This window comes from Paractinoplanes durhamensis (assembly GCF_016862175.1).
Classification (GTDB): domain Bacteria; phylum Actinomycetota; class Actinomycetes; order Mycobacteriales; family Micromonosporaceae; genus Actinoplanes; species Actinoplanes durhamensis.
In genome coordinates, this window is the sequence record NZ_BOML01000036.1 from 73973 (window position 1) to 96539 (window position 22567).

Genomic DNA, 22567 nt, shown 5'->3' on the forward strand with positions numbered 1-22567 from the left:
CTTACCGGCGGGCGTGTGCCCGGGGCCGGGCGTAGATCTCCAGTTCGGTGGTGCAGAGGTCCTCGGGGTCGTAGTCGCGGTAGTCCGGGTGCACCCGGAAGCCGCGCTCGACCGCGGCCAGCGACCGCTCGTCGACCGTGCGCAGCCGGCGTTCGATGGCGAAGCCCGCGTCGGTGAACAGGCGTTCCAGGGCGGGCGCCCGCAGCCGGTTGCAGTAGGAGAACTCGTTGCCGCCGACCCGCTGCCACTCCCGCTCGGAGAAGCGCAGGAAGTTGATCCGGGTGATGCCGGCGTCCTGGTGGGCGAAGTGGTCGCTCGGGTCGATCAGGTGCGCGGCGAAGCCCTCCGGCCGGAGCACCCGGCGCGCCTCGGCCAGGATCGCGGCGATCGCCGGCGGGGTGACGTGCTCGAGCACGGTCATCGAGAAGCTCAGATCAAACGTGTCGTCCTCGTCCGGCATCCGGGCCGCGTCGCCCGGCGCCGCGTAGTGCACGCCGAGCGACTGCAGGTCGTAGGGGCTGCCGCTGGGCAGGGCGGCGAGCCCGGCCAGCCGCGCCCGGAGGACGGCCGGCTCGACCAGCCCGTCGTAGAGTTCGGCGACCCGCCCGGACGCGTCGAGCAGCCGCCGGATCATCTCGGTGGTCAGCTCGGTGTCGAGGCGCCGGTGCAGGTCGACGGTGACCACTTCGTCCGCGCCGAGCAGGTAGAAGGCGATCGGCGCGATCGGCACGTGCCCGGTGCCGACCTCGAGACAGCGCGCCCCCTCGGCCCGGAAGCCCAGCTCGGCGAGACGGCGCAGCATCGCGGCATGCTGCGGAAGGCGCTTGAACGGGTCGGCGTTGAGCCGCCCGTAGCGCCGCTGGATCTGCCGGTAGAGAACGTCACCGCCCGGCAGCAGCGCACAAGCCTTCTGAATCTTCGCCTTCCGCGTCCACCGCATGGCATATTTTATCGCCTTTTTTCAGGTGAAGTCGGGGATCGCGCCGCGGGAGGTGTCGGCCCGGCCCTTGGGGATCTCCCAGTCCTCCTGACGGCCCAGCGCGGTCATGTCGAGCACGCCGTAGGCGCCGCCCATCTGCTCGGTGCCGCGGGCGAACGTCGAGTAGGTGTGGAAGACGTCGTCGCCCACCCGCAGGAAGGCGCTCATGCCCGGCTGTTCCATCGGCTGGTTCGCGGTGTCCAGAGTCCAGCCCAGACCGGCCGCGCGCAGCTCGTCCGGTCCGCGGAAGTTGAACTCGACCGGCGTCACCGACTCGTCCAGGGTGATGTGGAAGTCGTAGTTGAAGTCCGAACCGGACGACGAGTACAGCGGGATGGTCCAGCCCCGCTTGGCACGGTACTTCTCGAGTTTGGCGAGCGGGGCGCGGGCGACCACGGCGTACGTCGTGCGGCGGGCCCGCAGGTGGCGCAGGAGGCCGTCGGAGAGCTCGTCGACGGCGGCCGTGCAGCTGCCGCAACCGTCCTCCCAGCCGGGGTCGAACATGAAGTGCTGCACCACCAGCTGGCGCTGGGAATCGAAGAGGTCGAGCAGGGTGACCGGCCCGTCCGGCCCCTCGAAGCGATAGTCCTTTTCCACTCTCACCATCGGCAGCATCCGGCGCCGCGAGTTGAGCGCGTCCTTGGCCCGGACCGCTTCCTTCTCGCTGACCAGCAACTCCTTGCGCGCCGCCAGCCACTCATCACGGGTCACGATCTCGGGCAGGTTGGTTTCCGTCATGCCGATGCAGACCACCGGCGAGTCGTAAAGTAATCGGCCGGTTGCGCGAGACCGCACAATGAGGCGGTGAGCGGGAACTGGATTCCGCAAGTGGGTGTCACTCCCCTACCGCGGGGGTGGCAGGCGGTGCGGCGGTTCGACCGGGAGACCGGCGAGCCGGTCATCCTGATGCGGATGAACCCGATCCGCCGGTGGCTGACGGCGATCGCGGCGGCGGCCGGGGTCACGCTGCTCTGGTGCTGGTTCTTCTACATGCGCGGCGCCACCGACGACGGTCGCGGGTTCGTCGTGTTCGGCATGCTGATGGCGGCCAGCGGCACCCTCGGCACGATCGTGATCACCCTGACCCAGGACGGTTTCACCGTCACCCCCGGCCGGCTGCGCTGCGGCCGGGTCTGGGTGGCCAGCGGGAACTGGCGCGGCCGCACCGCCGACGCGGCCGAGCTGGTGCTGCAGGAGCACGAGCTGGACAACATCACCAGCCTGCACCTGTACGCGAATCACCGTGGCGGCGGGCGCGACGAGATCTTCGCCGACGACGAGTCCGGCCGGATCGCCAAGCCGTTCGCCACCTGGCTGTCCGCGGTCGCCGAGATCCCGGTGACGGTGGAGAAGCGCTAACCGTTGCGGTGGTGCTTCTTCACGAACGTGTAGCCCGGTTCGAGGTCGCCCTCGGCCGCCCGATGGTAGAGCGACACCTGCTTCTCCGACGGGTGGGCGCCGGGCGGCAGCTTGCGGACGAACCCGTCGACCCAGTGCTCGCGGCGGTCCGACGCCTCCGGCGGTTCGGCCGGCTCGACCAGCGGCGCGTAGAACAGCATCTCCACCGGCGCGGCACCCTCGACGGCCGGGAACGACGAGTCGCCGCTGCCGGTCACCCGGGTCACGTACCCCTCCCGGATCAGCTGCTCGACCGCGTTCTTCAGCAGGAACGCACCCTTGGCGCCGCGGCCCAGGCCGGCCTTCGCGGCCACCTTGGCCTCGGCGAACACCGCACTGCCGTCGTCGAACACCCAGCCGTTCTTGCACACGGCATGCAGCACCCGGCTCCAGTTCGAGGTGCCGGCCTCGAACTCGCGGGTCACCACCTTCGGGTCGTACTCGTGGAAGTAGCCGACCCCGTCGACCGACACCGCCTCGTCGAGGGGCGTCGTGTGCGCGACGATCGCGTCCTTACCGGCGTGCCAGGTGACCGTGACCTGCACGCCGGGCCGCAGGTCACCGGGCCAGACCACACCGGTGAACTGCCCGTCGCGCAGCGAGGTCTCGAAGGTCTCCCGGGTGGCGGTCACGCCGTGCACGCGATGCTCCAGCACCACCGGGATCTTCGACAGATGGCGCAGGTGGTCGACGCACTCCTCGGGCGCCGCGCAGACACTGCCCTGCAGGTCAGCGCGCCACAGGGCGAACCGCCGGGTCGCCGTCCTCATGGCAGAACGGTAGCCGATCCGGCCGTCAGGCGACGTCGAGGATGCCGTAGCGGGCCATGATGGCGGCGCGCCGGGCCCGGTTGACCGCGACCACCCGGCGCCCGATGAAGAAGCCGTCGGCCACCGCCCAGACCCCCAGCCCACCCAGGGTGAACAGCATCGCCACCGACCGCCCGGTGTCCCCGAGATAAAACCGATGACCCCCGAAAACCCCGAGAAGGACCCAGATTGCGTACGCCGCCCGGCGGCTCTTGCGGACCGAGGTGTACTCGGCCTCGGCGCGCAACACCCGCAGCCGCTCCCACTCGGGCAGCTCGGCGGATCCGACGACGGCGCTCACCGGCGCAACGATAGACGGCCGAACGGGCAGTTGATTCGATCGATGTCTTCGCCGCCCGGCAGGGATTGGCAATTATCACATCCATACTTCTCCCTCTTTGGATGACAATCCGGTCTTCTCGCCCACGAACGGGGTCGAGGAAGTCGGCCCCGGAACGTCAGAATGTGCTCCGCGCAGATCCAAGATCGCGCATATTCCAGAAGGGTTGCAGGAGCACATGTCGCGTACGACGCAACGGTTTCGTCTGACCGCGGGAGCCGCGGTCGCCACGTTGCTCGCCGCGGGACTAGCGGGGGTCGGAACACCAGCACAGGCGGCAACGCCCGGGCGTGGGACACCAACCACGGCTAATCCCTCGAAGAGCACACCACCCAAGGACCCGATCTCGGACGCCGTCAGGAAGGCCAAGGCCGAGGGCGAGCCGGTCCAGATCCCGTCCCTGCTCGACGAGTACAGCACCACGTCGGCGAACCCGGACGGGACGCTGACCCGCAACTACTCGACCAGCCCGCAGCGGGTCCGCCAGGGCACGAAGTGGGTGCCGATCGACACCACCCTGGTCAAGCAGAAGGACGGCAGCTACGCCCCGAAGGCGACGCTCTCCTCGCTGTCGGTCGCGGCCGGCGGCGGCACCGGGCTGCTGACCCTGCGCGACGGCTCCCGCTCGCTGAAGTTCACCTGGCCCTCGAAGCTGCCCAAGCCCACCGTCGACGGGGACACGGCCACCTACGCCGAGGTCTACCCGGGCGTGGACCTGCAGATCATCGCGGACGCCACCGGTTACTCGTCGATGTTCGTGGTGAAGAACGCCCAGGCCGCCGCCAACCCGGCCCTGTCCACGATCAACTTCGGGCTGACCGGCTCCGGCGTCGAGCTCGCCACGACGAAGGACGGTGGTGCGGAGGCCACCGACCCGAAGTCCGGTGAGGCGGTCTTCCAGACCGGCACCGCGGTGATGTGGGACAGCACCCCGAGCACCGGGGAGACCGCGGCCGAGGTCGCCAAGATGGACCCGCGCACCGCCGCCGGGCGGATCGGTGCCAACCGTTCCAAGATCCCGGTCGGGCTCAAGGGCGGCAAGCAGTCGCTCACCCTGGACCAGAAGCTGCTCACCGCGAAGACCACCAAGTACCCGGTCTACGTCGACCCGTACTGGTCGGGCAACCCGAGCCAGATCAAGTGGGCGCGGATCTCCAGCAACGGCTGGAACGTCTACAACTCCACCTCGAAGACCGGCTCGACCAGCGCCCGCATCGGCTACGACAACTGGCCGGAGAGCGGCGGCGCCGGCGAGCGCGCCAAGACGTACTACCAGATGAACACGGCCGGCATCAAAGGCGCCGAGATCTTCGAGGCCAACCTGTACGTGACCGAGCGGTGGGCGGCGTCCTGCTCCAACACCGCCGCGGTCGTGTACGGCACCGCCGCGCCGAGCGGCTGGGGCTCCGGGAGCCTCTACTGGGGACACGAGCCGGGCAAGGCGACCGGCGTGCTCGCCACCGTCAACGGCCGCGAGCTGGACTGCGGCAAGAAGACGATCCGGGTCAGCCCGGCCAGCCTCAAGTTCAACGTGCTCAGCTACATCAAGACGATCGCCAAGGGCAACAAGGCCAACGCGACGTTCGTGGTGCAGGCCAAGGACATGGACGACAAGTACTCGTGGAAGCAGCTGGGCTACGGCGGCGGCGCGACCCTGTCGGTCAAGTACAGCTACAAGCCCAAGCTGCTCAACGGCACCGGTAGCCCGAAGACCACGCCGAGCATCGTCGACCAGGGCAAGAACGTCACCACGACGCACACCCCGACGCTCACCGCGTACGGCGTGAACCCGAAGGTCAACGGCCTGCAGGAGAACGTCCGCGTCGAGTACCAGGTCTACAAGGGCGCCACCCGGGTCCTCACCGGTTACAGCGGCTACAGCCTCAACGGCGGCGCCTACCGGACGGCCTCGCTCGCCGACGGCACGTACACCTGGAAGGCGACCGTGCAGAACGCCTCCGGGCTCTGGGCCGGCGTCTACACCGCCACCCAGACCATGGTGATCGACACCGTGGCCCCGAAGGCACCGACCGTGCGGTCCAGTCAGTTCCCGCCGAACATCCTGGGCGGGGCGTACACCGACAAGGGCACGTTCGTCTTCGGCAACGACAAGACGAACAACGTGACCGGCTACCTGTTCGGCCTCGACATCGACCTGGCCAACACCGTCTACGCCACCAACAAGGGCACGGCCTGGACGGCGACCACGGTGCTGAAGGCGAACACGATCTACTACGCCAAGGCCGACAACGCCGGCGGCACCGGCACGGTCGTGGTCAACGGTACGGCCGGCGTCGGGTTCGCCCCGATCACCGCGGGCGCGCACCGGGTCTTCGTGAAGGCGGTCGACCAGGCCGGCTCCACCTCGCCGCAGACCGCCTACACGTTCTCGGCCGGCACCCAGACGCCGTCGTTCACCTACGGCAAGCAGCTGGTCTCCGGCGCGACGTTCACCAACACCGACGGCACCACGACGACCACCCCGGCGGCCACCAAGGTCAGCGCCAAGGGTCAGATCATCTCGCAGGCGGCGGCCTGGCTGTACTTCGGTGACGGCTACCAGCTGGTGCTGTCCGACATCAGCAGCACCTCCAAGGTCGCCCTGGGTGACAAGGCGACCATGTCCTTCAACGTCCCGGCCACCGGGGCGTGGGAGATCGGCGCCAACCTCACCACCGGCACCGCCGACGGCATCTGGGACATCGTCCTCGACGCCGGCCAGACCACCCAGAAGACGCTGATCACCGGCTTCGACGGGTACCAACCCGCCGGCGGATCGCCGCGGTTCCTCCACTTCGGCGTGGTCAAGGACGCCGAGGGCAAGCCGATGACCCTGAACAAGGGCGCGCACACCCTCACGTTCACGGTGACCGGCAAGAACGCGGCCTCGGCCGGTTACCAGGCCGGTATCGACCTGATCCGCCTGTCGCCGCTGCCGATCTGCACCATCGACAACACGGCGAACTGCCTGAACAACGCGGCCACCAGCACGCTGACCGAGGGCACCACGCCGACCGTCACGGCCGCCAACGCCGACGGTCCGGGCTCGAGCTTCGAGGCCGCCGACCTGAAGGCCGCGGGCTGGACCGGCGGCAGCACGGTCACCGTCAACGGCGCCAAGATCAAGCTCCCCGGGGTCTTCGGCACCGGCGCCAAGGACAACATGATGGCCAACGGCCAGGTGGTCAACATCCCCACCTCGGGCGTGGTCAACAAGGGCAACGCCCTGGTCTTCGTGGGCTTCGCCACCGACGGGCCGACCAACAACTCGACCGGCACGATCAACTACGCGAGCACCAGCTGCGGGCTGAAGAGCCAGTCGTTCACCCTCAGCACGATGCCGGACTGGACGAACAACACCCAGAACCCGGACGCCGTGCTCATCACGCCGCGCTACAACAAGAGCAACGCCACCCGGGTGGCGACGGCGCTGCACATCTTCTCGGTCACCGTGCCGCTGCAGTGCCCGGGCGCCGTGGTCGAGAGCGTCGTGCTCCCGGTGGTCACCGGCATCCCGCAGTACGGGGTCGACACCCTGCACCTGTTCGGGATGGGCATCCGGCCGAGCTCGGCCGGCGACTCGGCGCACTGGGTCGGCACGTGGTCGGCGGCGCAGGACATGGACGCCATCCACACCGACCCGGGTGACGTGGTGGCCACGCTCAACAACCAGACGCTGCGGGTCCCGCTGCGTACCTCGATCGCCTCCGGCGGCAGCACCCAGCAGGTCCGGGTGCGGCTGTCCAACGCGATGGGCAAGACCCCGGTGACCTTCGGCGCGGCCTCCATCGCGCTGCAGGACTCCACCACCGAGAACGCCACCGCGGCCGGCACGCCGATCAAGCTGACCTTCGGCGGGGCGGCCACCACCACCCTGGTCCCGGGCACCGAGATCCTCAGCGACCCGGTCACGCTCAGCGTGCCGGAACGCACCCGGGTGCTGGTCAGCGTCAAGGTGAACGGCGCCATCACGGCGATCGCCGGGCACAAGGACGCCCGGGCCCCGATCTACCTCAGTGCGGCCGACAACGTCGACCACACCGGCGAGGCGGGGGCCGGCAGCTACACCCTGTCCCAGCTGAGCGGCCTGCCGTACGTGGCCGGCATCGACGTGACCACGTCGGCGGCCGACCCGGCCGGCGCACTGGTCGTCTTCGGTGACCAGACCATCAACTCGGACACCGCCGGCCAGGACGGCTACCAGCAGTTCGACGAGAAGCTGGCGGACTACATCGCCGGTGCCGACGACGGCACCGGCAAGGTGCCGTTCGGCATCCTCAACCAGGGCAGCAGCAACTGGGGCAACCGGGTCCGGCTGCCGAGCGCCGACACCACGCTGGCGCAGAGTGCCCTCGGCACCATCGACCGGTCGGTTCTCAACCAGTCGAACGTGCGGACCGCGCTGATCTCGGCCGGCTCCACCGACCTGCTCGCCTGCACCGGCACCGCGGACGCCTGTTCCGCACCGGTCATCGCGAAGCTGAGCGGTCTCGCCGCCCAGATCGGCAACTTCAAGACCGACGACTCGTCGAACACCGGCGTGGTCCTGGCCAACCCGTCCGGGAACATCAAGGTGTACGTGGCGACGCTGCCGCCGTTCACCGGCACCCACACGGCGGTGCAGGAATCCGCCCGGGAGCTGGTCAACGCGGCGATCCTGGAGAGCAACCTCAGCGGGTACGCGGACGGCGTGATCAACTTCGCGGCGGCCGTGTCGACCGAGGGTGACGAGAACTCGGACACCGTCGGAGCCGACTACCTGTGGGACGACGGCGCCGGGCACCTCTACCCGAGCGACGTCTACTACGAGCAGCTGGCCTGGGAATACCTTGCCAGCTCGGACCGCATCGACCGGGTCACCGACGAGACCGGCACGCACGACGGTGACGACTCGGTGGCGGCCTGGAACTTCGACGAGGGCACCGGCACCGTCGCCAAGGACACCGGCACCGGCGTCCCGGCGGGCACCACGCACAACGCCACGCTCACCAACGTGGCGTGGGGCACCGGCCGGATGCTCGACTCGAAGGCCGGCACCTTCAACGGCACCAGCAGCTTCGGCTCGACCGAATACAAGGTCAACACGGCCAAGAGCTTCTCGGTGTCGGCGTGGGTGCGTCTCGGCGACAAGACGACCGACCGGACCGTCTTCGCCCGCGGCTCCACCGGCTACGCGTCGCTCTACCTGCAGTACAACAAGGCCGAGGACCGGTGGCTGGCGCAGATGCCGTCGGCGACCGCGGGCGGCGACGAGGTGAAGTGGTTCAACGCGCTGTCCGACACCATCCCGCAGGTCGGCGTGTGGACCCACCTGGCGGCCACCTACGACGCGGATCTCAGCACCCTGACGCTGTACGTCAACGGTGCGGCCGAGACCCTCATCGAGGAGGTCACCCCGTTCAACGACGCCACCGGTTCGGCGTACATCGGCCGGGCCGGCACCAACTGGTTCGCCGGTGACATCTCCGACGTCCGGGTCTGGGCCCGGGCGGTGACCGCGGGTGAGGTCGACCAGCGGGCGGCGGCCGAGCCGATCGCCGACTACGAGTTCGAGGACGACAGCATCGCCACGGTCGCCAAGGACTCGTCGTTCCACGCCAACGACGCCACCCTCACCGGTGGCGCCACGTACGAGTACCCGGGGCACAGCGGCTGGGACATCGGCGCGCTGAACCTCAACGGCGTGGACGGCACGGTCAGCCACGACGGCCCGCTGCTGCGCACCGATCAGTCGTTCACGGTGGCGGCCTGGGTCCGCCTGGACGCGGCGACGTGGAACCACGCGATCGTCAGCCAGGAGGGCACCCACGTCGGCCGGTTCGCGCTGCACTGGAGCGTGGACAGCAAGGCGTGGCAGTTCACGCTGAGCCGCACCGACGTGGCGGCCCCGGAGACGGACTCGGTCGTCGGGCCGACGATGGACGCCGCACCGATCGGGGTCTGGACCCACGTGGCCGGTGTCTACAACGCCGCCGCCGGGACCATGACGCTCTACATCAACGGCGACCCGGTCGCCAGCAACACCGCGGTGCCGCTGTCCCCGTGGCAGGCCGCCGGGTCGTTCCTGATCGGCCGGACCAGGTGGGACGACCACGTCAGCGACTACTTCCCCGGTGCCGTGGACGGCGTTCGCGTCTACCAGGGCGCGGCGACGGATGACCTGATCAAGGAGCTCACCGCGTCCTAGGATCCACTGCGGACAGAGAAGCGCCCCGGGCCGATCGGCCCGGGGCGCTTTTCCGTTTCCGGCTCAGCCCAGTGTCAGGTTCAGCTTCTTGGTGCCGTGGGCCGGGATGGCGACCTTGGTGGCGGTGTCGATGCTCGTGGCGTGGTCGTACCAGCCCTTGACCTCGTCGCCGCCCGCCGGGAAGTAGATCCAGTCGATCTTCACCTTCTGGTCGCCGGTGATCGGCAGCTGGTACGTCCCGCCGGGCCCGGCGACGTACGCGTCGAACGAGCCCATGACGTCGCCGGTGACCGCGTTGTAGGTGTGGAACCGCCAGTTCGTCGACGGTGCCGTCACCGCGCCCTGCAGCAGCGCCGACTTCGCCCGGAAGCGGAAGTCGTAGCCGGTGGTGCCGCCGGCCACGACCGGGACGCCCTTGGCCTCGAAGCGGTTGGCGGTGTGCCCGGACCAGTCCCGCGGGTAGTTCTCGTCACCGAACAGCAGCGGCCACCGGTACGGCCCGAGCACCGAGATCGTGTACCGCCCCTGCGCGTTGGTGTTGGTGTCCCAGCCCGGCCCTGCGTCACCCCACGCGCTGAACGCCACGTCGGCGTCGGCGAGCGGCGTACCGGTGGGGCCGGACACCACGCCGGTGATCGTGCCCCGCTTGTCGAGCAGCACGGCCGGCGCCGCGACCGTCTCGCCCGGCTTCACGGTGATCCGCGCTGCGGCCTGCTGGTCGCCGGTGCCGCCGGTGCGGCCCACCCACTGGTGGCCGTAGGGGGCCGGGGCCACCGCGAACAGTTCGTACGTCCCGGTGGCCAGCTTGCCGGAGATGCCGTTGCCGACGACGTCGCTGCAGTCGCCGTAGCCGTCCGGCAGGCCGCCGTGGCCGAGCACCCGGAACACGGCGCAGGCCTCCGCCACGCCCTTACCGGTCGCCCGGTCGGTCGCCACGAACGACACCTTGCCGCCGAGGGTGAGCCGCACGGTCGCGGTGCTGGTCGCGCCGCCGGTCAGGGTCACCGGCTGGGAGCCGGACGGCAGGTAGTAGGAGTCGTCCCCGGGCGTGGCCGACAGGTGGTAGCTGCCGCCCGGCAGGTCCTCGAGGGTCACCGTGCTGCCGGTGGTGCAGCCGCTGCCGTCGCCCCAGGAGTCGACGAAGGCGCAGAAGTCCCGGACCGGGGCGCCGGTGGCCGCGTCGACCGCGGTGACCACCAGGGTCGCGCCCGGCAGCCAGGTCTCGTCGACGGTCGCGTCGGCGCCCGGCGCGACGGTGATCGGGGTGGCCTCGGCCTCGGTGTTCTTCCCGTGCGCCCACTGGGTGCGCCGCCAGTCGGGGGTGGTGAAGGAGACCTTGTAGTTACCGGGCACCACGTCGGCGACGCTCCACGTGCCGTCCTCGCCGGTGGTGGCCGAGTAGCTGGTCCAGCCGTCGTCGGTGATCAGCTGCAGGTAGACCGAGTAGTTCGCGCGGGCCGCGCCGGTGGTGTCGACCAGCCGGCCGTGCATGCCGGCCGGCGCCAGCTGCTGGTCGTCGACCGTGGTGGTCGCGCCCTCGGCGACGGTGAACCTACGGGCGCCCGCCTGGTCGGCCGCGCCGGCCACCCACTGCGTGGTGCCGTTGTCGACGTTGAACGACACGGTGTAGCCGTCGCCCGTGACCACCTGGCCGAACGTGTAGTTGCCGTCCTGGTCGGTGTTGCTCCAGCCGACCTGGGTGGCGCCCTGGTGCAACGTCAGGAACGCGTCGGGCAGCGGCCCGCCGTCCTTGTTCGTGATCCGCCCGGAGATCGTCCCGGTCGGCAGCGTCCGGTCGTCGGCCGTGGTGGTCCGGCCGGCCGTGACGGTGAACGTGCGGGCTCCGTCCTCGGTGGAGGACTGCACCGCCCACTGCACCGCGCTCTCCCACCGGAAGCTCACCCGGTAGGTGCCGGGGAACGCGTCGACCGCCCAGTCGCCGTTCTCGTCGGTGTTGGCGTAGAGGTGGGCCGACTGGCTCACCCCCTCGACCGACACGTTCGTCCAGTTCGGCGTGGGGTTGCCGGCGGCGTCGGTGAGGTGCCCGGCGATCCGGCCGGTGGCCGGCTGGCGCTCGGCGACGGTGACCGTGCCGCCCTCGGTGACCTGGTAGACGGTGGCCTCGTCGGGCTCCCGCACACCGGGCGACCACTGCTGGCGGCCGTTGTCGTCGAACTGCAGGAGGACCCCGCCGGCCGGCAGCCCGGCGAGGCGGAACTGACCCTGGCCGTCGGTGGTGGTGTCGGCCAGCCAGCTCTGGTCGGCGGTCCAGGCGGTCACGTAGGCGTTGGCGATCGGATTGTCGTTGACGGTGACGAAGTCGCCCTGGACCGTGCCGCCGGCGGCTGCCGAGGCGGGCGCAGCAAACGCGCCCACCGCGAGCAGACCGGCAACCACGGCATACCCAAGACGAGCACGGAAGCGGCTCATCGATTCCCCCGTATGTCGGTGCGTGGCTGGATGGTAACTCCGCATCGACAGATGGAGAACGACGAATCCGATCAGCGCCGCAGGGTCAGAATCAGGTCCACCACCAGGGCGGTCCAGCCGGTCTGGTGCCAGGCACCGAGGCCGGCGCCGTTGTCGCCGTGGAAGTACTCCGGGAAGACGATGAGGTCCTTCCAGTCGGGGTGCTTCTGCAGCGTCTCATTGGCACCGTAAATAGGCCGATGTCCGGCGGCGTCCGGCACGAACAGCGAGATCAACCGGCGGGACAGGTCGTTGGCCACTTCGGACAGCGGCACCTTCTGCTGCGAGCCGGTCGGGTACTCGGCCATCAGGTCGTCGCCGAAGAACGCGGCATATTCCCGCAACGCCTCGATGAGCAGATAGTTCACCGGCATCCAGACCGGGCCGCGCCAGTTCGAGTTGCCGCCGAACAGGCCGCTCGTACTCTCGGCCGGCTCGTAGCCGACGGTGAAGTCGGAGCCGCCGAGCGAGACCGTGAACGGCTTCTCCAGGTGCGCACGGGACAGGGTCCTGATCCCGTACTCGGAAAGGAACTCCTCGGGGTCGAGCATCCGGGCCAGGATGCGCAGCAGCTGGTCCTGCCCCACCATCGACAACAGCCGCTGCTGGCGGCCCTCGGCCGACAGCCGGCGGGCGCTGATCACATCGGCGTACTCCATCTGGGAGTGCTGCAGCCAGCGCACCCGCGCGGCCAGCCCGGGCAGCCGGTTGAGGGTGGCCGCGGTCAGCCGGGTGGTCGCCGCGAGCGGCAGCAGGCCGACGATCGAACGCACCTTCAGCGGCAGCTTGTGCCCGTCCGGCAGGCGCAGCTGGTCGTAGAAGAAGCAGTCCTCGTCGTCCCACAGGCCCTGCCGGTAGGCCGCCTCGGCGATGTACGCGAAGTGCTCGAAGAACTTCGTCGCCATGTCCTCGTAGGTGCGGTCGTGCAGGGCCAGCCGGATCGCCATGTCGAGCAGGTTGAGCGCGTACATCGCCATCCAGCCGGTGCCGTCCGACTGCTCCAGGACCCCGGCCACCGGCAACGCGGCCGACCGGTCGAACGGGCCGACGTTGTCCAGGCCGAGGAAGCCGCCCTCGAAGACGTTGTTGCCGCCGACGTCCTTGCGGTTGACCCACCAGGTGAAGTTGAGCAGCAGCTTGTGCATCACCCGGGCGAGGAAGTCGAAGTCGCGCCCGCCGTCGATCTCGAAGACCCGAAGAGCAGCCCAGGCGTGTACGGGCGGATTGACGTCGCCGAACGCCCACTCGTACGCCGGGATCTGGCCGTTGGGGTGCATATACCACTCACGCAGCAGCAACAGCAGCTGCGCCTTGGCGAAACCGGGGTCGACCCGGGCGATCGAGACACAGTGGAACGCCAGGTCCCAGGCCGCGTACCAGGGGTACTCCCACGGGTCCGGCATCGAGATGACGTCGAAGCTGTTCATGTGCCACCAGGCGTTGTTGCGCCCGTAGCGGCGGCCCGGCGGGGGTGGCGACGAGCCCTGGTCGCCGGTCAGCCACTGCTTCACGTCGAAGTGGTAGAACTGCTTGCCCCACATCAGCCCGGCGATGCCCTGCCGGGCCACCGCCGCCTCCTCCGCCGACGCCTCCGGCGGGATGACCTCGGCGAAGAACGCATCGGCCTCGCTGCCGCGGTCGCGCATCACCGATTCCCAGCCGGCCCCGAGATCGAGATCGGCCGGCACGTCGAACCCCTCACCCTGGGTGAGGCGGAGCCGGAGGGTACGCGTCTCGCCCGGCCCGAGCGTCACCTGATAGTGCAGCGACCCCTTGGTGCCGACGTTCGCCGGGTTCACCGTCGGCGCGCCCGCGATCACGTGGTCGTTGATGCCGTCCTTCGGGAACATGCTGGTGCCGGGCTGGCCCCACAGCCGCTGCGCGTTGGTCTCGTTGTCGCAGAGCAGGGTGGGCGCGCCCGCCTCACCCTCCAGGACGAGACTGCCGAGCGTGCGGTGCCAGCCGGCCAACCGGCCCGGCTCCCCGGCGATCGTCGGCTTCGGCCGGTTGGGTGCGCCCCACGACCACGTGTTGCGGAACCACAGGGTGGGCAGCACGTGCAGGGTGGCCGACTCCGGGCCGCGGTTGGACACGGTCACCGCGATGCACATGTCCTTCGGGGTGGCCTTCGCGTAGTCGACGGTCACCGCCCAGAACCGGTCCTCGTCGAAGACACCGGTGTCGATCAGCTCGTACTCGGTCTGCTCCCGGGACCGGGCGCCGTTCACCCGGACCAACTCGTCGTAGGGGAACTCGTCCTGCGGGTAGTGGTAGCGCCAGCGCATCCACGAGTGGGTCGGCGTGGAGTCCTGGTACCACCAGTAGTCCTTGGCGTCCTCACCGTGGTTGCCACCGTCGCCGCCCAGCCCGAACATCCGCTCCTTGAGGATCGGGTCCTTGCCGTTCCAGAGCCCGAGGGCGAAGCAGAACGTCTGCCGGTCGTCGCAGATGCCACCCATGCCGTCGTCGTTCCACCGGTACGCTCGGGACCGCGCATGATCGTGCGGGAAGTAGTCCCACGCCGTGCCGTGCTCGCTGTAGTCCTCACGGACCGTGCCCCACGCGCGTTCCGCGAGATAGGGGCCCCACGAGCGCCACGGCTGCTCACCGGAGTCGGCCTGCGCCAGGCGTAAGCGCTCCGCCACGCCGAGTCTCACCCCCATAACTTGATTCTCGCTGTCGCGTGTTACGTCTGTTGACAACAATTGATTCTGCCCGACAACTGGAGGTCATCTGATGGCTACGGTCCGTCGCCTGGCTTTCGGCCCCCAGGTCTGCGGGAGCATCACCGAGGGCGCCGCCCGCGAATGGCTCGTACCCGACGGACGCGGCGGCTATGCGATGGGCACGGTTTCCGGCCTGCGCACCCGCCGCTACCACGGGCTGCTGGTCGTCGCCGGGGCCACGCCGGCCACCCGCCGGATGGGCCTGGCCTCCCTCGACCCGATCCTGACCCTGCCCTCCGGCGCCTCGGTGCGGCTCGCCACGCACGAGTGGGCCGACGGGACGATCACCCCACGGGGGCACGAACTGCTGGCCGGCTTCGAGCTGGTCGACGGCCTCCCCCGCTGGCGCTGGCGGATCGGCGACGTCGTCCTCGAACGCGAGCTGGCCATGGTGCACGGCCGCCCCGCCGTCGCCGTGGTGCACCGGCTGCTCACCGGCGGCCCGGTCGGGCTGTCCCTGGAGGCGCTGGTCACCTGGCGGGACGCGCACACCGAGCGCACCGCCGACGGCCCGCCGCCGGTCGTCGAGCCGGCCGGGGGCGGGTGCGTGGTCGAGGGGGCGTACCGCCTGCGCGGCCCGGAATTCCAGGCCGGCGGCGCCTGGTGGCGCGGGGTGCGGCATCGCGAGGAGGACGGCCGCGGGCTTCACCCCATCGAGGATCTTTGGTACGCCGGGAGCTTCCACGCCGAGCTGCGCCAGCCCGGATCCACCGCGTCGGTGTCCGCGTGGGCCGACGACCTGGCCGACCCGCCGCCGCCCGCCACCGAGGTCGTGCTCGCCGCGCGGCAGCGCAACCGGGCGGTGGTCGCCGCCGCCAACCCGGCCGACGACGCCCAGGCCACCCTGGCGCTGGCCGCCGACTCGTTCGTGGTGCGCACCGGCTCCGGCGTCGACGTGGTGGCCGGCTACCCGTGGTTCGGCGCCTGGTCGCGCGACACCATGCTCAGCTACGAGGGGCTCTTCCTCACCACCAACCGGGCCGACGAGGGCCGTGACCTGCTGCGCTCCTACGCCGCGACGCTCTCCGAGGGGATGCTCGCGAACACCGCCGACACCGGCAGCGTCGAGTACAACACCGCCGACGGCACGCTGTGGTTCCTGCACGCGGTCGGCCGGCACGTGGCCACCACCGGCGACTTCGACCTGGCCGCCGAGTTGCTGCCGGCCCTGCTCGACGTGGTCGACCACCACCTCAAGGGCACCCGCTACGGCATCGGCGCCGACCCGGTCGACGGCCTGCTCCGGCAGGGCGTCGACGGCCAGGCGCTGACCTGGATGGACGCCCGGGTCGACGGGGTGCCGATCACCCCGCGCCGCGGCAAGCCGGTCGAGATCAACGCGCTCTGGGTGAACGGCCTGGCCACCGTGATCAAGCTGGCCTGGCAGGCCCGCACCGGCGCCGGCCCGGCGGTCCGCGCGCACCCCGACGCGCTGGCCGGCTTCGCGCGCCGGTTCCCGGCCCCGAACGGCCGGCTGTACGACGTCGTCGACGGCCCCGACGGCGACGACCCGACCATGCGGCCCAACCAGTTGCTGGCCTGGTCCCTGCCGTACGCGCCGCTGCGCCCGCAGCCGGCCACCCTGCAGGCCATCGGGTCGGCCCTGATGACCCCGCTCGGGCTGCGCAGCCTCGCCCCCGGCGAGACCGCCTACCGCGGCGCCCACCACGGCGGCTCGGCCGCGCGGGACACCGCCTACCACAGCGGAACGGTCTGGCCGTGGCTCACCGGCCCGTTCGTGGAGGCCTGGCACCGCCTGGGGGTCGCCGCCGACCAGACCATCTCGGACGCCGACGACCACCTGGGCGAGTACGGCCTGGGCTCGGTCTCCGAGACCGCCGACGGCGACGCCCCGCACTCGGCAACCGGCTGCCCGTTCCAGGCATGGTCGGTGGCCGAGACCCTGCGCGCCCGCCGGCTCTAGCCGCCGGTGTTGATCTGGCCACCGTTGCCGTTGGCGCTGTCGCAGTTCACCCCCGGAATGCAGGTCGGCGGGGTCGTCGGTTCGCCGGTGTCGGTCGGCGCCGTGGTCGGCTTGGTCGTGGCCTGAGTTGTCGGGCGGTAGGTCCGGGTGGTCGTCGTGTTCGGTTTCGGTTTCTTCGTCGTCACCTCCGGGGCCGGCGTGGTGGCCGGCGCCGAGGCCGGTGTCAGCGCCGTGCTGCCCGGCGGTCGCAGGGCGTACAGGACGCCGCCGTCACCGACCGCATACGCGCCCGCCTCGTCACCACGCGCTGCCACGCTGAACGCGTCACCGGTCCGGTTCTCCCACAGCGCCTTCCCGGTGGCCGCGTCGAGCCCGAGGATCCGCCCGTCCGGAAAGGTCACGTCCACCTCGCCGGCCCGCACCACCGGGAACCCGCCCGCGCCGGTGCCGGTGGTCCGCCAGCGCTTCACGCCGGTGTCCACGTCCCAGGCGCCGACCGAGCCGTCCGCGCCGGCCCCGTAGAGCACGCCGGCCGACGGATAGATGCTGGTCAGCGTCGTCCCGGCGGCCTTGATCTCGGGCAGCACCTTGCCGTCGTCCAGCCGCACGCAGCGCACCGTCCCGGTCTCCAGCGGCACGCAGACCGCGTCACCGGAGGCCAGCGGGCCGCCGACGGCCTTACCGACGGCCGGCTTCCACAGCGTGCCCCCGCCACCGTCGATCCCCCAGAGCTTTCCGTCGTCGGTGGCGACCACGGTGATCCCCTCGACCACGGTCGGCGGCTGGCTGACCGGCCCGGTCTGCACCCGCCACCGCCGGTGCCCTTCCGCCAGCCGGTACGCGTAGAGCATCCCGTCCGTCCCGCTCGCGAACACCCGCTCCGAGTCGACGGTCGGCCGCACCGCGACCGGAACCCCGGTGTCCCGGTGCCACAGCTCGGTCCCGCTCGCGCCGTCGATGGCGTAGACCCCACCGGCCCCGGTCACCGCGTAGACGACGCCCTCGGAGACCCGGGTCGACGCCCGCAGCCCCACGCCGAGCTTGAGTTCCCAGGCTTTCCCGCCGTCGGTCCGCCGGTAGGCCCGCATCGTCCCGTCCTTGCCGCTGACGTAGACCAGCGCCGGCCCCACCGCCGGCGGCTCGAGGGTGCCGGTCCCGGTCTCGGTCTTCCACGCGACCGGCGCCTCCGCCGCCAACGGCGCCGCGGCCGCCACCGAAGCCGGCGCGCCGCTGGTCGCCCCGTCCCCGGCCGGCCCGCCGGTGTCGGTGTTGCCCTTGGGCAAGAACAGGAACGCGCCGGCCGCGGCCACGACCACCACGACGGCCGCGGCACCACCGGCGATCAGCCACTTCTTCCGGCTCTCACCGGGCGCCACCCAGGTCGCCGAGCTGGTGTCCACCGGCGAGGCATCCATCGGCGTCGCCGCCGGACCGACACCGGGCTGAAACGTACGCACCGCGGCAACCCCCGCCGCACCCCCACCGATCCCGACCGACGCAGCCGCATACTCCCCGGAAGGAGGACCGGCGTGGCCCGCACCGGACGGACCCGCATAGCCGCTGGGAAGCCCGGCCGCATGGCTACCGGGGGCAGGGGTCGCATGCCCGCTGCCGGGCGATCCGGCCGCATAGCCACCCGGAGGAGTCGGGTAGCCGCCAGGCGGCGGGGCCGCATAGCCGCCGGGTGAAGACGCCGCATGCCCACTACCGGGCGCCCCGGCCGCATAGCCGCCGGGAGGAGTCGCGTAGCCGCCGGAAGGCGCGGCTGCCTGACCGCCCGGAGGCGCAGCCGCGTGACCGCCCGGCGCGGCCGCGTGGCTGCCGGGCGGCGCGGAGACTGACCCGGCTGGAGGTGTGAAGCCTGCGCCGCCGGGTGGGGCGGAGCCGAAACCTGCGGGTGGCGGCGAGGCGGCGCCACCGGCCGGTGCGGACACCGGGCCGTTGCCCGGGGAGTTCGCCGCCCGCTGTTGCGGGAACGAGCCCGATGAGGCCGCGCTGTCGCCCGTGTTCTGGCCGGGCACGTGCGCCGAACCGGTGGCTCGCGCCGACGGGCTGCCCGCCGTCCCGCGAGCGAATGTCACGGGGGCCGGCGTTCCGGGCGCCGACGCTCCGGGGGCGAACCCTCCGGGAGACAGCGGGCCGCCGGCTGCAGCCGCTTTCCCGGCCGGCCAACCGCCCGAGTTTCCGGTGATCGCCGGCGGGGCCGGGGACACCGGCTCCGGCAGGCTGCCCGCGGGGCCGCTCAGCCGGGCCGCGCCCAGGGCGATGCCCAGTTCGGGCTGTTCGTCGGCGGCGGCCGGGCGGCCGAACGACTCGGCCACCAGCGAGCCGACCAGCGGGATGCGGGACGAGCCGCCGGCCAGCACGACGCAGCGCAGCTCGGCCGGGTCGACCGCGGCGGAGCGCAGCGCACGATGGACGGCCGCGATCGTGTCCTCGAGGGCCGGGGAGATCAGCGACTCGAACTCGGAGCGATGGATGCGCACCCGGGTGTGCAGCCGGGGCAGGGCGACGCCGATCTCCGCCTCGGTGTCGAACGACAGGCTCTCCTTGGCCTCCACGCACTCCCGGCGAAGGCGGCTCAGGCCCTCGGTGACCGCCGGGTCGGCGAGGTCCATCCCGGCCAGGTTGGGACCGAGCTGCTCCCGAACGTACTCGAGGATGGCCTCGTCGAAATCCATGCCGCCGAGCTGCTCGACGCCCTGCGGCTCACCCAGGACCTCGAAGCCGCCGGCCGTCTTGCGGAGCACCGCGGCGTCGAAGGTTCCGCCGCCGAGGTCGTACACCGCAATGGTTTCCCCCACCGCGACCCGAGCCGTGCTCGCATAGCGCACCGCGGCCGCCTCCGGCTCCGTCCGGAGGGTCACCTGCGGCAGATCGGCGAGTTGCGCGGCCTGCTGGAGCAGCTCCCGCTTGTAGGGCCCCCAGTTGGCCGGGTGGGTGAGCACGATCCGGCTGGGCGGCCCGCCCTGGCCGTTGGCCACCGTGGCGATGACGTGCCGCAGCAGCCGCGCGGCGAGCGCGTGCGCGGACATCGGCGTGCCACCGAGCATGATCGGCACCGGATCACCGAGCCGGCGCTTGAACTCCCGCGCCAGCCGAGTCGGCTCCCCTTCCCCACGCCGCTGCGCGGTATCCCCGACCAGGACTTCCCCGTCGGACCGCAGGAACACGAGCGAGGGCATCTCCGCCCCACGCCCGCCGAGGCGCACGGTCTCGACCACCCCGTCCACATTGGTCGCGGCAGCGGTGTGCGTGGTACCAAGATCGACCCCGAGGCCGTACTCCACCATCCCCCGGATGTTAGGAGCCCCACACCCACACCGAAACGCTGCGCACAAAAGCCGACACCGTCCGCGCCAAGGTCCGCCCGTTCGGGTGCGCCACCCACCCAACCCAAGCCACCCCCGCCCACCGAACCGCCTACCCTCGCCGCGCCACCCCACCCACCTCCCCCAAACCGCCAATCAGGACCCACCCGCCACCCACCTACCCCTTCGCCCAGCCGCAGCCGTCCGGCCTCGACCTGACCGCCTGCGCCGGCCCAGCCATCAGACCCACCCGCACGCGCGGGTGGGCACGCCCAGCCAGCAGCCACGGACGGCGCGGCGCGGCGCGGACGGCGCGGCGCGGCAGACAGGCCGGCGCGGACGGCAGGCGCGGACGGCAGGCGCGGACGGCATGCGCGGACGGCATGCGCGGGTCGGCAGGTGGGCGCGTGGCTATCGCTCGGTGCGGCGGCGTAGCAGGTGCTGGCGTTCGGGGTTGGTTCGGACCAAGGTCAGTGCCTCGTCGAAGGCCTTCGTGGCCTCGTCGTGGCGGCCCAGGCGGGTCAGCAGTTCGGCGCGGACCGCGGGCAGCAGGTGGCTGTCTCGGATGGCCAGGCCGTCCAGCAGGGACAGCGCTGCTTCCGGGGAGCCGGCCTCGGCCACCGCCACCGACCGGTTCAGGCGGACCATCGGGGACGGCGCCCGGCGTTCCAGCTCGGCGTACAGGTGGGCGATGCGTGGCCAGTCGGTGGGGGGCGGCTTCGCGTGCTCGGCCGCGATCAGGGCCTGCAGGTGGTACTCGCCGGGCATCGGCGCTGCCTCGAGGAGGTCCAGCAGGCCCGCGCCGCGGGCGATCTCGTCGTGCCGCCAGCGGGAACGGTCCTGTTCGGGCAGGAGGATCAAGGTGCCGTCGGGGGCGACCCGGGCGTCGCGCCGGGCGTGCTGCAACAGCATCAGGGCCAGCAGGGCCAGCGTGCGGGGCTCGCCGGGCAGCAGCTCGCCGACCAGGTAGGCCAGGCGGATCGCCTCGTCGGCCAGCCGGGGGCGGATCAGGTCGGGGCCGGCGGTGGCCCGGTAGCCCTCAGTGAAGATCAAATAGAGCACGCGCAGGACCACGTCGAGGCGTTCCGGCAGGTCGGCCGCGGACGGCGCGCGCAGCGGAATCCCGGCGACCGCCATCTTGGCCTTCGCCCGGGTCAGCCGGGCCGCCATCGTCGGCTCGCTGACCAGGAACAATCGGGCGATCTCCGCGGTGGTCAGGCCGGCCACGAAGCGCAGCATCAGCGCGGCCCGGGCGTCCGCCCGCAACGCCGGGTGGCAGCAGGCGAAGAGCAGCCGCAACCGCTCGTCGGCGACGTCGCTGTAGTCGTCGTCGGACGAGCCGCCGCCGGGGCCGGCACCGCGCCCAGCCCCCAGGCCGGCGCCGAGCCCACCGCCCAAGCCGGCGCCGAGCCCACCGTCCAGGCCGGCGCCGAGCCCGGCAGCGCGCCCGGCGCCGAGGTCGGCGCCCGGGCCGGCGCCGGCCCGGGACGCATCGGCGGCCGAGTCGGCGATCAGCAGCGGCAACCGGCGGGCGTCGGCCTCCTCGCGGCGGATCCGGTCGAGGGCGCGCCGGTAGGCCGTCGTCCACAGCCAGGCCGCCGGCCGTTCCGGCACGCCCTGCTCGGGCCATACGCGCGCGGCCGCCACGAACGCGTCCTGCAGGCTGTCCTCGGCCACGTCGAAGCGGCGCAGCCGGGTGACGAGCAGGGCGAGCAGGCGTGACCACTCGTCGCGGTACGCCTGCTCGACGGCCTGCTCCGCGGTCAGTTCCCCATCTCCGGATGCATCACGACCGGCCGCACCTCGACGATCGGCTCGGGCAGCTGCCGGGCGATCTCCAGCGCCGCGTCCAGGTCGGGCGCGTCGATGAGGTAGAAGCCGCCGATCTGCTCGGCGGTCTCCGCGTACGGCCCGTCGGTGGTCCCGACCGCGTCGCCGCTGTTGCGCACGGTGGTGGCCGTGCCGGCCGCGGCCAGCTCCTGACCGCCGGGGAGCAGGGCTCCGCGCTCCCGCAGCATCGCCATGAACCGGCCGTGCCGCTCATGGTTCTCCTGCTTCTCCCGCTCGTCCCGGGACTCCCAGGCCTTCTCGTTCCCGTAGATCAGAAGTGCGTAATGCATCGAAATCTCCCTCCCAGGCGCCGCCCCATGCGACACCGGTGAAGTGATGACGCCGCGGCCCCGCCGTTTTCGACAAGCCCACGGAAAGTTTCTCAACCCAGCCGGCCCGGCCCAGCCCAGCCGGCCCAGCCGGCCCAGCCCAGCCGGCCCAGCCGGCCCAGCCGACACGGCCCAGCCGACACGGCCCAGCCGACACGGCCCAGCCGACACGGCCCAGCCGACACGGCCCAGCCGGCCCAACCCTGCCAACCCAACCCAGCCAGCCCAGCCGCAGGTCAGCCGGCCCAGGTCAGCCCGCCCAGGT

The 22567-nt window shown here is 71.5% G+C and carries 12 protein-coding genes; 3 read left to right on the forward strand and 9 right to left on the reverse strand.

All coding sequences use genetic code 11. The features are described 5' to 3' along the window. Window position 1: 1 nt before the first annotated feature. On the reverse strand, window positions 2-940 hold the full coding sequence (locus Adu01nite_RS22440; protein ID WP_203728901.1) for a class I SAM-dependent methyltransferase: 939 nt from the start codon (window positions 938-940) through the stop codon (window positions 2-4). Window positions 941-961: 21 nt separating this feature from the next. Further along, complete coding sequence (locus Adu01nite_RS22445; RefSeq protein ID WP_203728902.1) at window positions 962-1717, reverse strand: DUF899 domain-containing protein; 756 nt, start codon at window positions 1715-1717, stop codon at window positions 962-964. 126 nt (window positions 1718-1843) lie between these two features. Here Adu01nite_RS22445 and Adu01nite_RS22450 point away from each other — a divergent pair, with 126 nt between their 5' ends. Then, the gene (locus tag Adu01nite_RS22450) at window positions 1844-2338 is read left to right on the forward strand and encodes a hypothetical protein (protein ID WP_203728903.1); all 495 of its coding nucleotides are present in this window, start codon (window positions 1844-1846) and stop codon (window positions 2336-2338) included. Here Adu01nite_RS22450 and Adu01nite_RS22455 read toward each other — a convergent pair. Then, entirely contained in the window at window positions 2335-3147 is an 813-nt protein-coding gene (locus Adu01nite_RS22455; RefSeq protein WP_203728904.1) for a hypothetical protein, read from the reverse strand. The two genes, Adu01nite_RS22450 and Adu01nite_RS22455, sit on opposite strands and share 4 nt — an antisense overlap. 25 nt (window positions 3148-3172) lie before the next feature. Further along, window positions 3173-3487: a TM2 domain-containing protein gene (locus Adu01nite_RS22460; protein ID WP_239132622.1), complete on the reverse strand. Its 315-nt coding sequence runs from the start codon at window positions 3485-3487 to the stop codon at window positions 3173-3175. A 217-nt stretch (window positions 3488-3704) separates the two neighbouring features. On the opposite strand from Adu01nite_RS22460, the gene Adu01nite_RS22465 reads away from it, so the two are divergent. Further along, a complete protein-coding gene (locus Adu01nite_RS22465) occupies window positions 3705-9713 on the forward strand; it encodes a LamG-like jellyroll fold domain-containing protein (RefSeq protein ID WP_203728905.1) in 6009 nt (2002 codons plus the stop codon). A 63-nt stretch (window positions 9714-9776) separates the two neighbouring features. Here Adu01nite_RS22465 and Adu01nite_RS22470 read toward each other — a convergent pair whose 3' ends face one another. Continuing rightward, entirely contained in the window at window positions 9777-12143 is a 2367-nt protein-coding gene (locus tag Adu01nite_RS22470; protein WP_203728906.1) for a carboxypeptidase-like regulatory domain-containing protein, read from the reverse strand. Between the two features lie 71 nt (window positions 12144-12214). Next, on the reverse strand, window positions 12215-14845 hold the full coding sequence (locus tag Adu01nite_RS22475; protein ID WP_203728907.1) for an MGH1-like glycoside hydrolase domain-containing protein: 2631 nt from the start codon (window positions 14843-14845) through the stop codon (window positions 12215-12217). 73 nt (window positions 14846-14918) lie between these two features. Between Adu01nite_RS22475 and Adu01nite_RS22480 the strand changes: the two genes are divergently transcribed. Continuing rightward, the gene (locus Adu01nite_RS22480) at window positions 14919-16832 is read left to right on the forward strand and encodes an amylo-alpha-1,6-glucosidase (RefSeq protein WP_203728908.1); all 1914 of its coding nucleotides are present in this window, start codon (window positions 14919-14921) and stop codon (window positions 16830-16832) included. Here Adu01nite_RS22480 and Adu01nite_RS22485 read toward each other — a convergent pair. The 3 genes from Adu01nite_RS22485 to Adu01nite_RS22495 all read right to left on the reverse strand — a co-directional run bounded on the left by Adu01nite_RS22485 (window position 16829) and on the right by Adu01nite_RS22495 (window position 22263). Continuing rightward, entirely contained in the window at window positions 16829-20125 is a 3297-nt protein-coding gene (locus tag Adu01nite_RS22485) for a hsp70 family protein (RefSeq protein ID WP_203728909.1), read from the reverse strand. The genes Adu01nite_RS22480 and Adu01nite_RS22485 overlap by 4 nt on opposite strands. Window positions 20126-20554: 429 nt before the next feature. After that, on the reverse strand, window positions 20555-21910 hold the full coding sequence (locus Adu01nite_RS22490) for an RNA polymerase sigma factor (RefSeq protein ID WP_307836647.1): 1356 nt from the start codon (window positions 21908-21910) through the stop codon (window positions 20555-20557). After that, window positions 21907-22263: a YciI family protein gene (locus Adu01nite_RS22495; protein WP_203728910.1), complete on the reverse strand. Its 357-nt coding sequence runs from the start codon at window positions 22261-22263 to the stop codon at window positions 21907-21909. Before Adu01nite_RS22495 ends, Adu01nite_RS22490 begins: the two co-directional genes overlap by 4 nt. Window positions 22264-22567 lie beyond the last annotated feature (304 nt).

Coding starts and splice junctions, on each gene's coding strand:
- Adu01nite_RS22440 (WP_203728901.1), bottom strand. CDS start 940: ATGCGGTGGACGCGGAAGGCGAAGATTCAGAAGGCTTGTGCGCTGCTG.
- Adu01nite_RS22445 (WP_203728902.1), bottom strand. CDS start 1,717: ATGACGGAAACCAACCTGCCCGAGATCGTGACCCGTGATGAGTGGCTG.
- Adu01nite_RS22455 (WP_203728904.1), bottom strand. CDS start 3,147: ATGAGGACGGCGACCCGGCGGTTCGCCCTGTGGCGCGCTGACCTGCAG.
- Adu01nite_RS22465 (WP_203728905.1), top strand. CDS start 3,705: ATGTCGCGTACGACGCAACGGTTTCGTCTGACCGCGGGAGCCGCGGTC.
- Adu01nite_RS22470 (WP_203728906.1), bottom strand. CDS start 12,143: ATGAGCCGCTTCCGTGCTCGTCTTGGGTATGCCGTGGTTGCCGGTCTG.
- Adu01nite_RS22475 (WP_203728907.1), bottom strand. CDS start 14,845: ATGGGGGTGAGACTCGGCGTGGCGGAGCGCTTACGCCTGGCGCAGGCC.
- Adu01nite_RS22480 (WP_203728908.1), top strand. CDS start 14,919: ATGGCTACGGTCCGTCGCCTGGCTTTCGGCCCCCAGGTCTGCGGGAGC.
- Adu01nite_RS22485 (WP_203728909.1), bottom strand. CDS start 20,125: ATGGTGGAGTACGGCCTCGGGGTCGATCTTGGTACCACGCACACCGCT.
- Adu01nite_RS22495 (WP_203728910.1), bottom strand. CDS start 22,263: ATGCATTACGCACTTCTGATCTACGGGAACGAGAAGGCCTGGGAGTCC.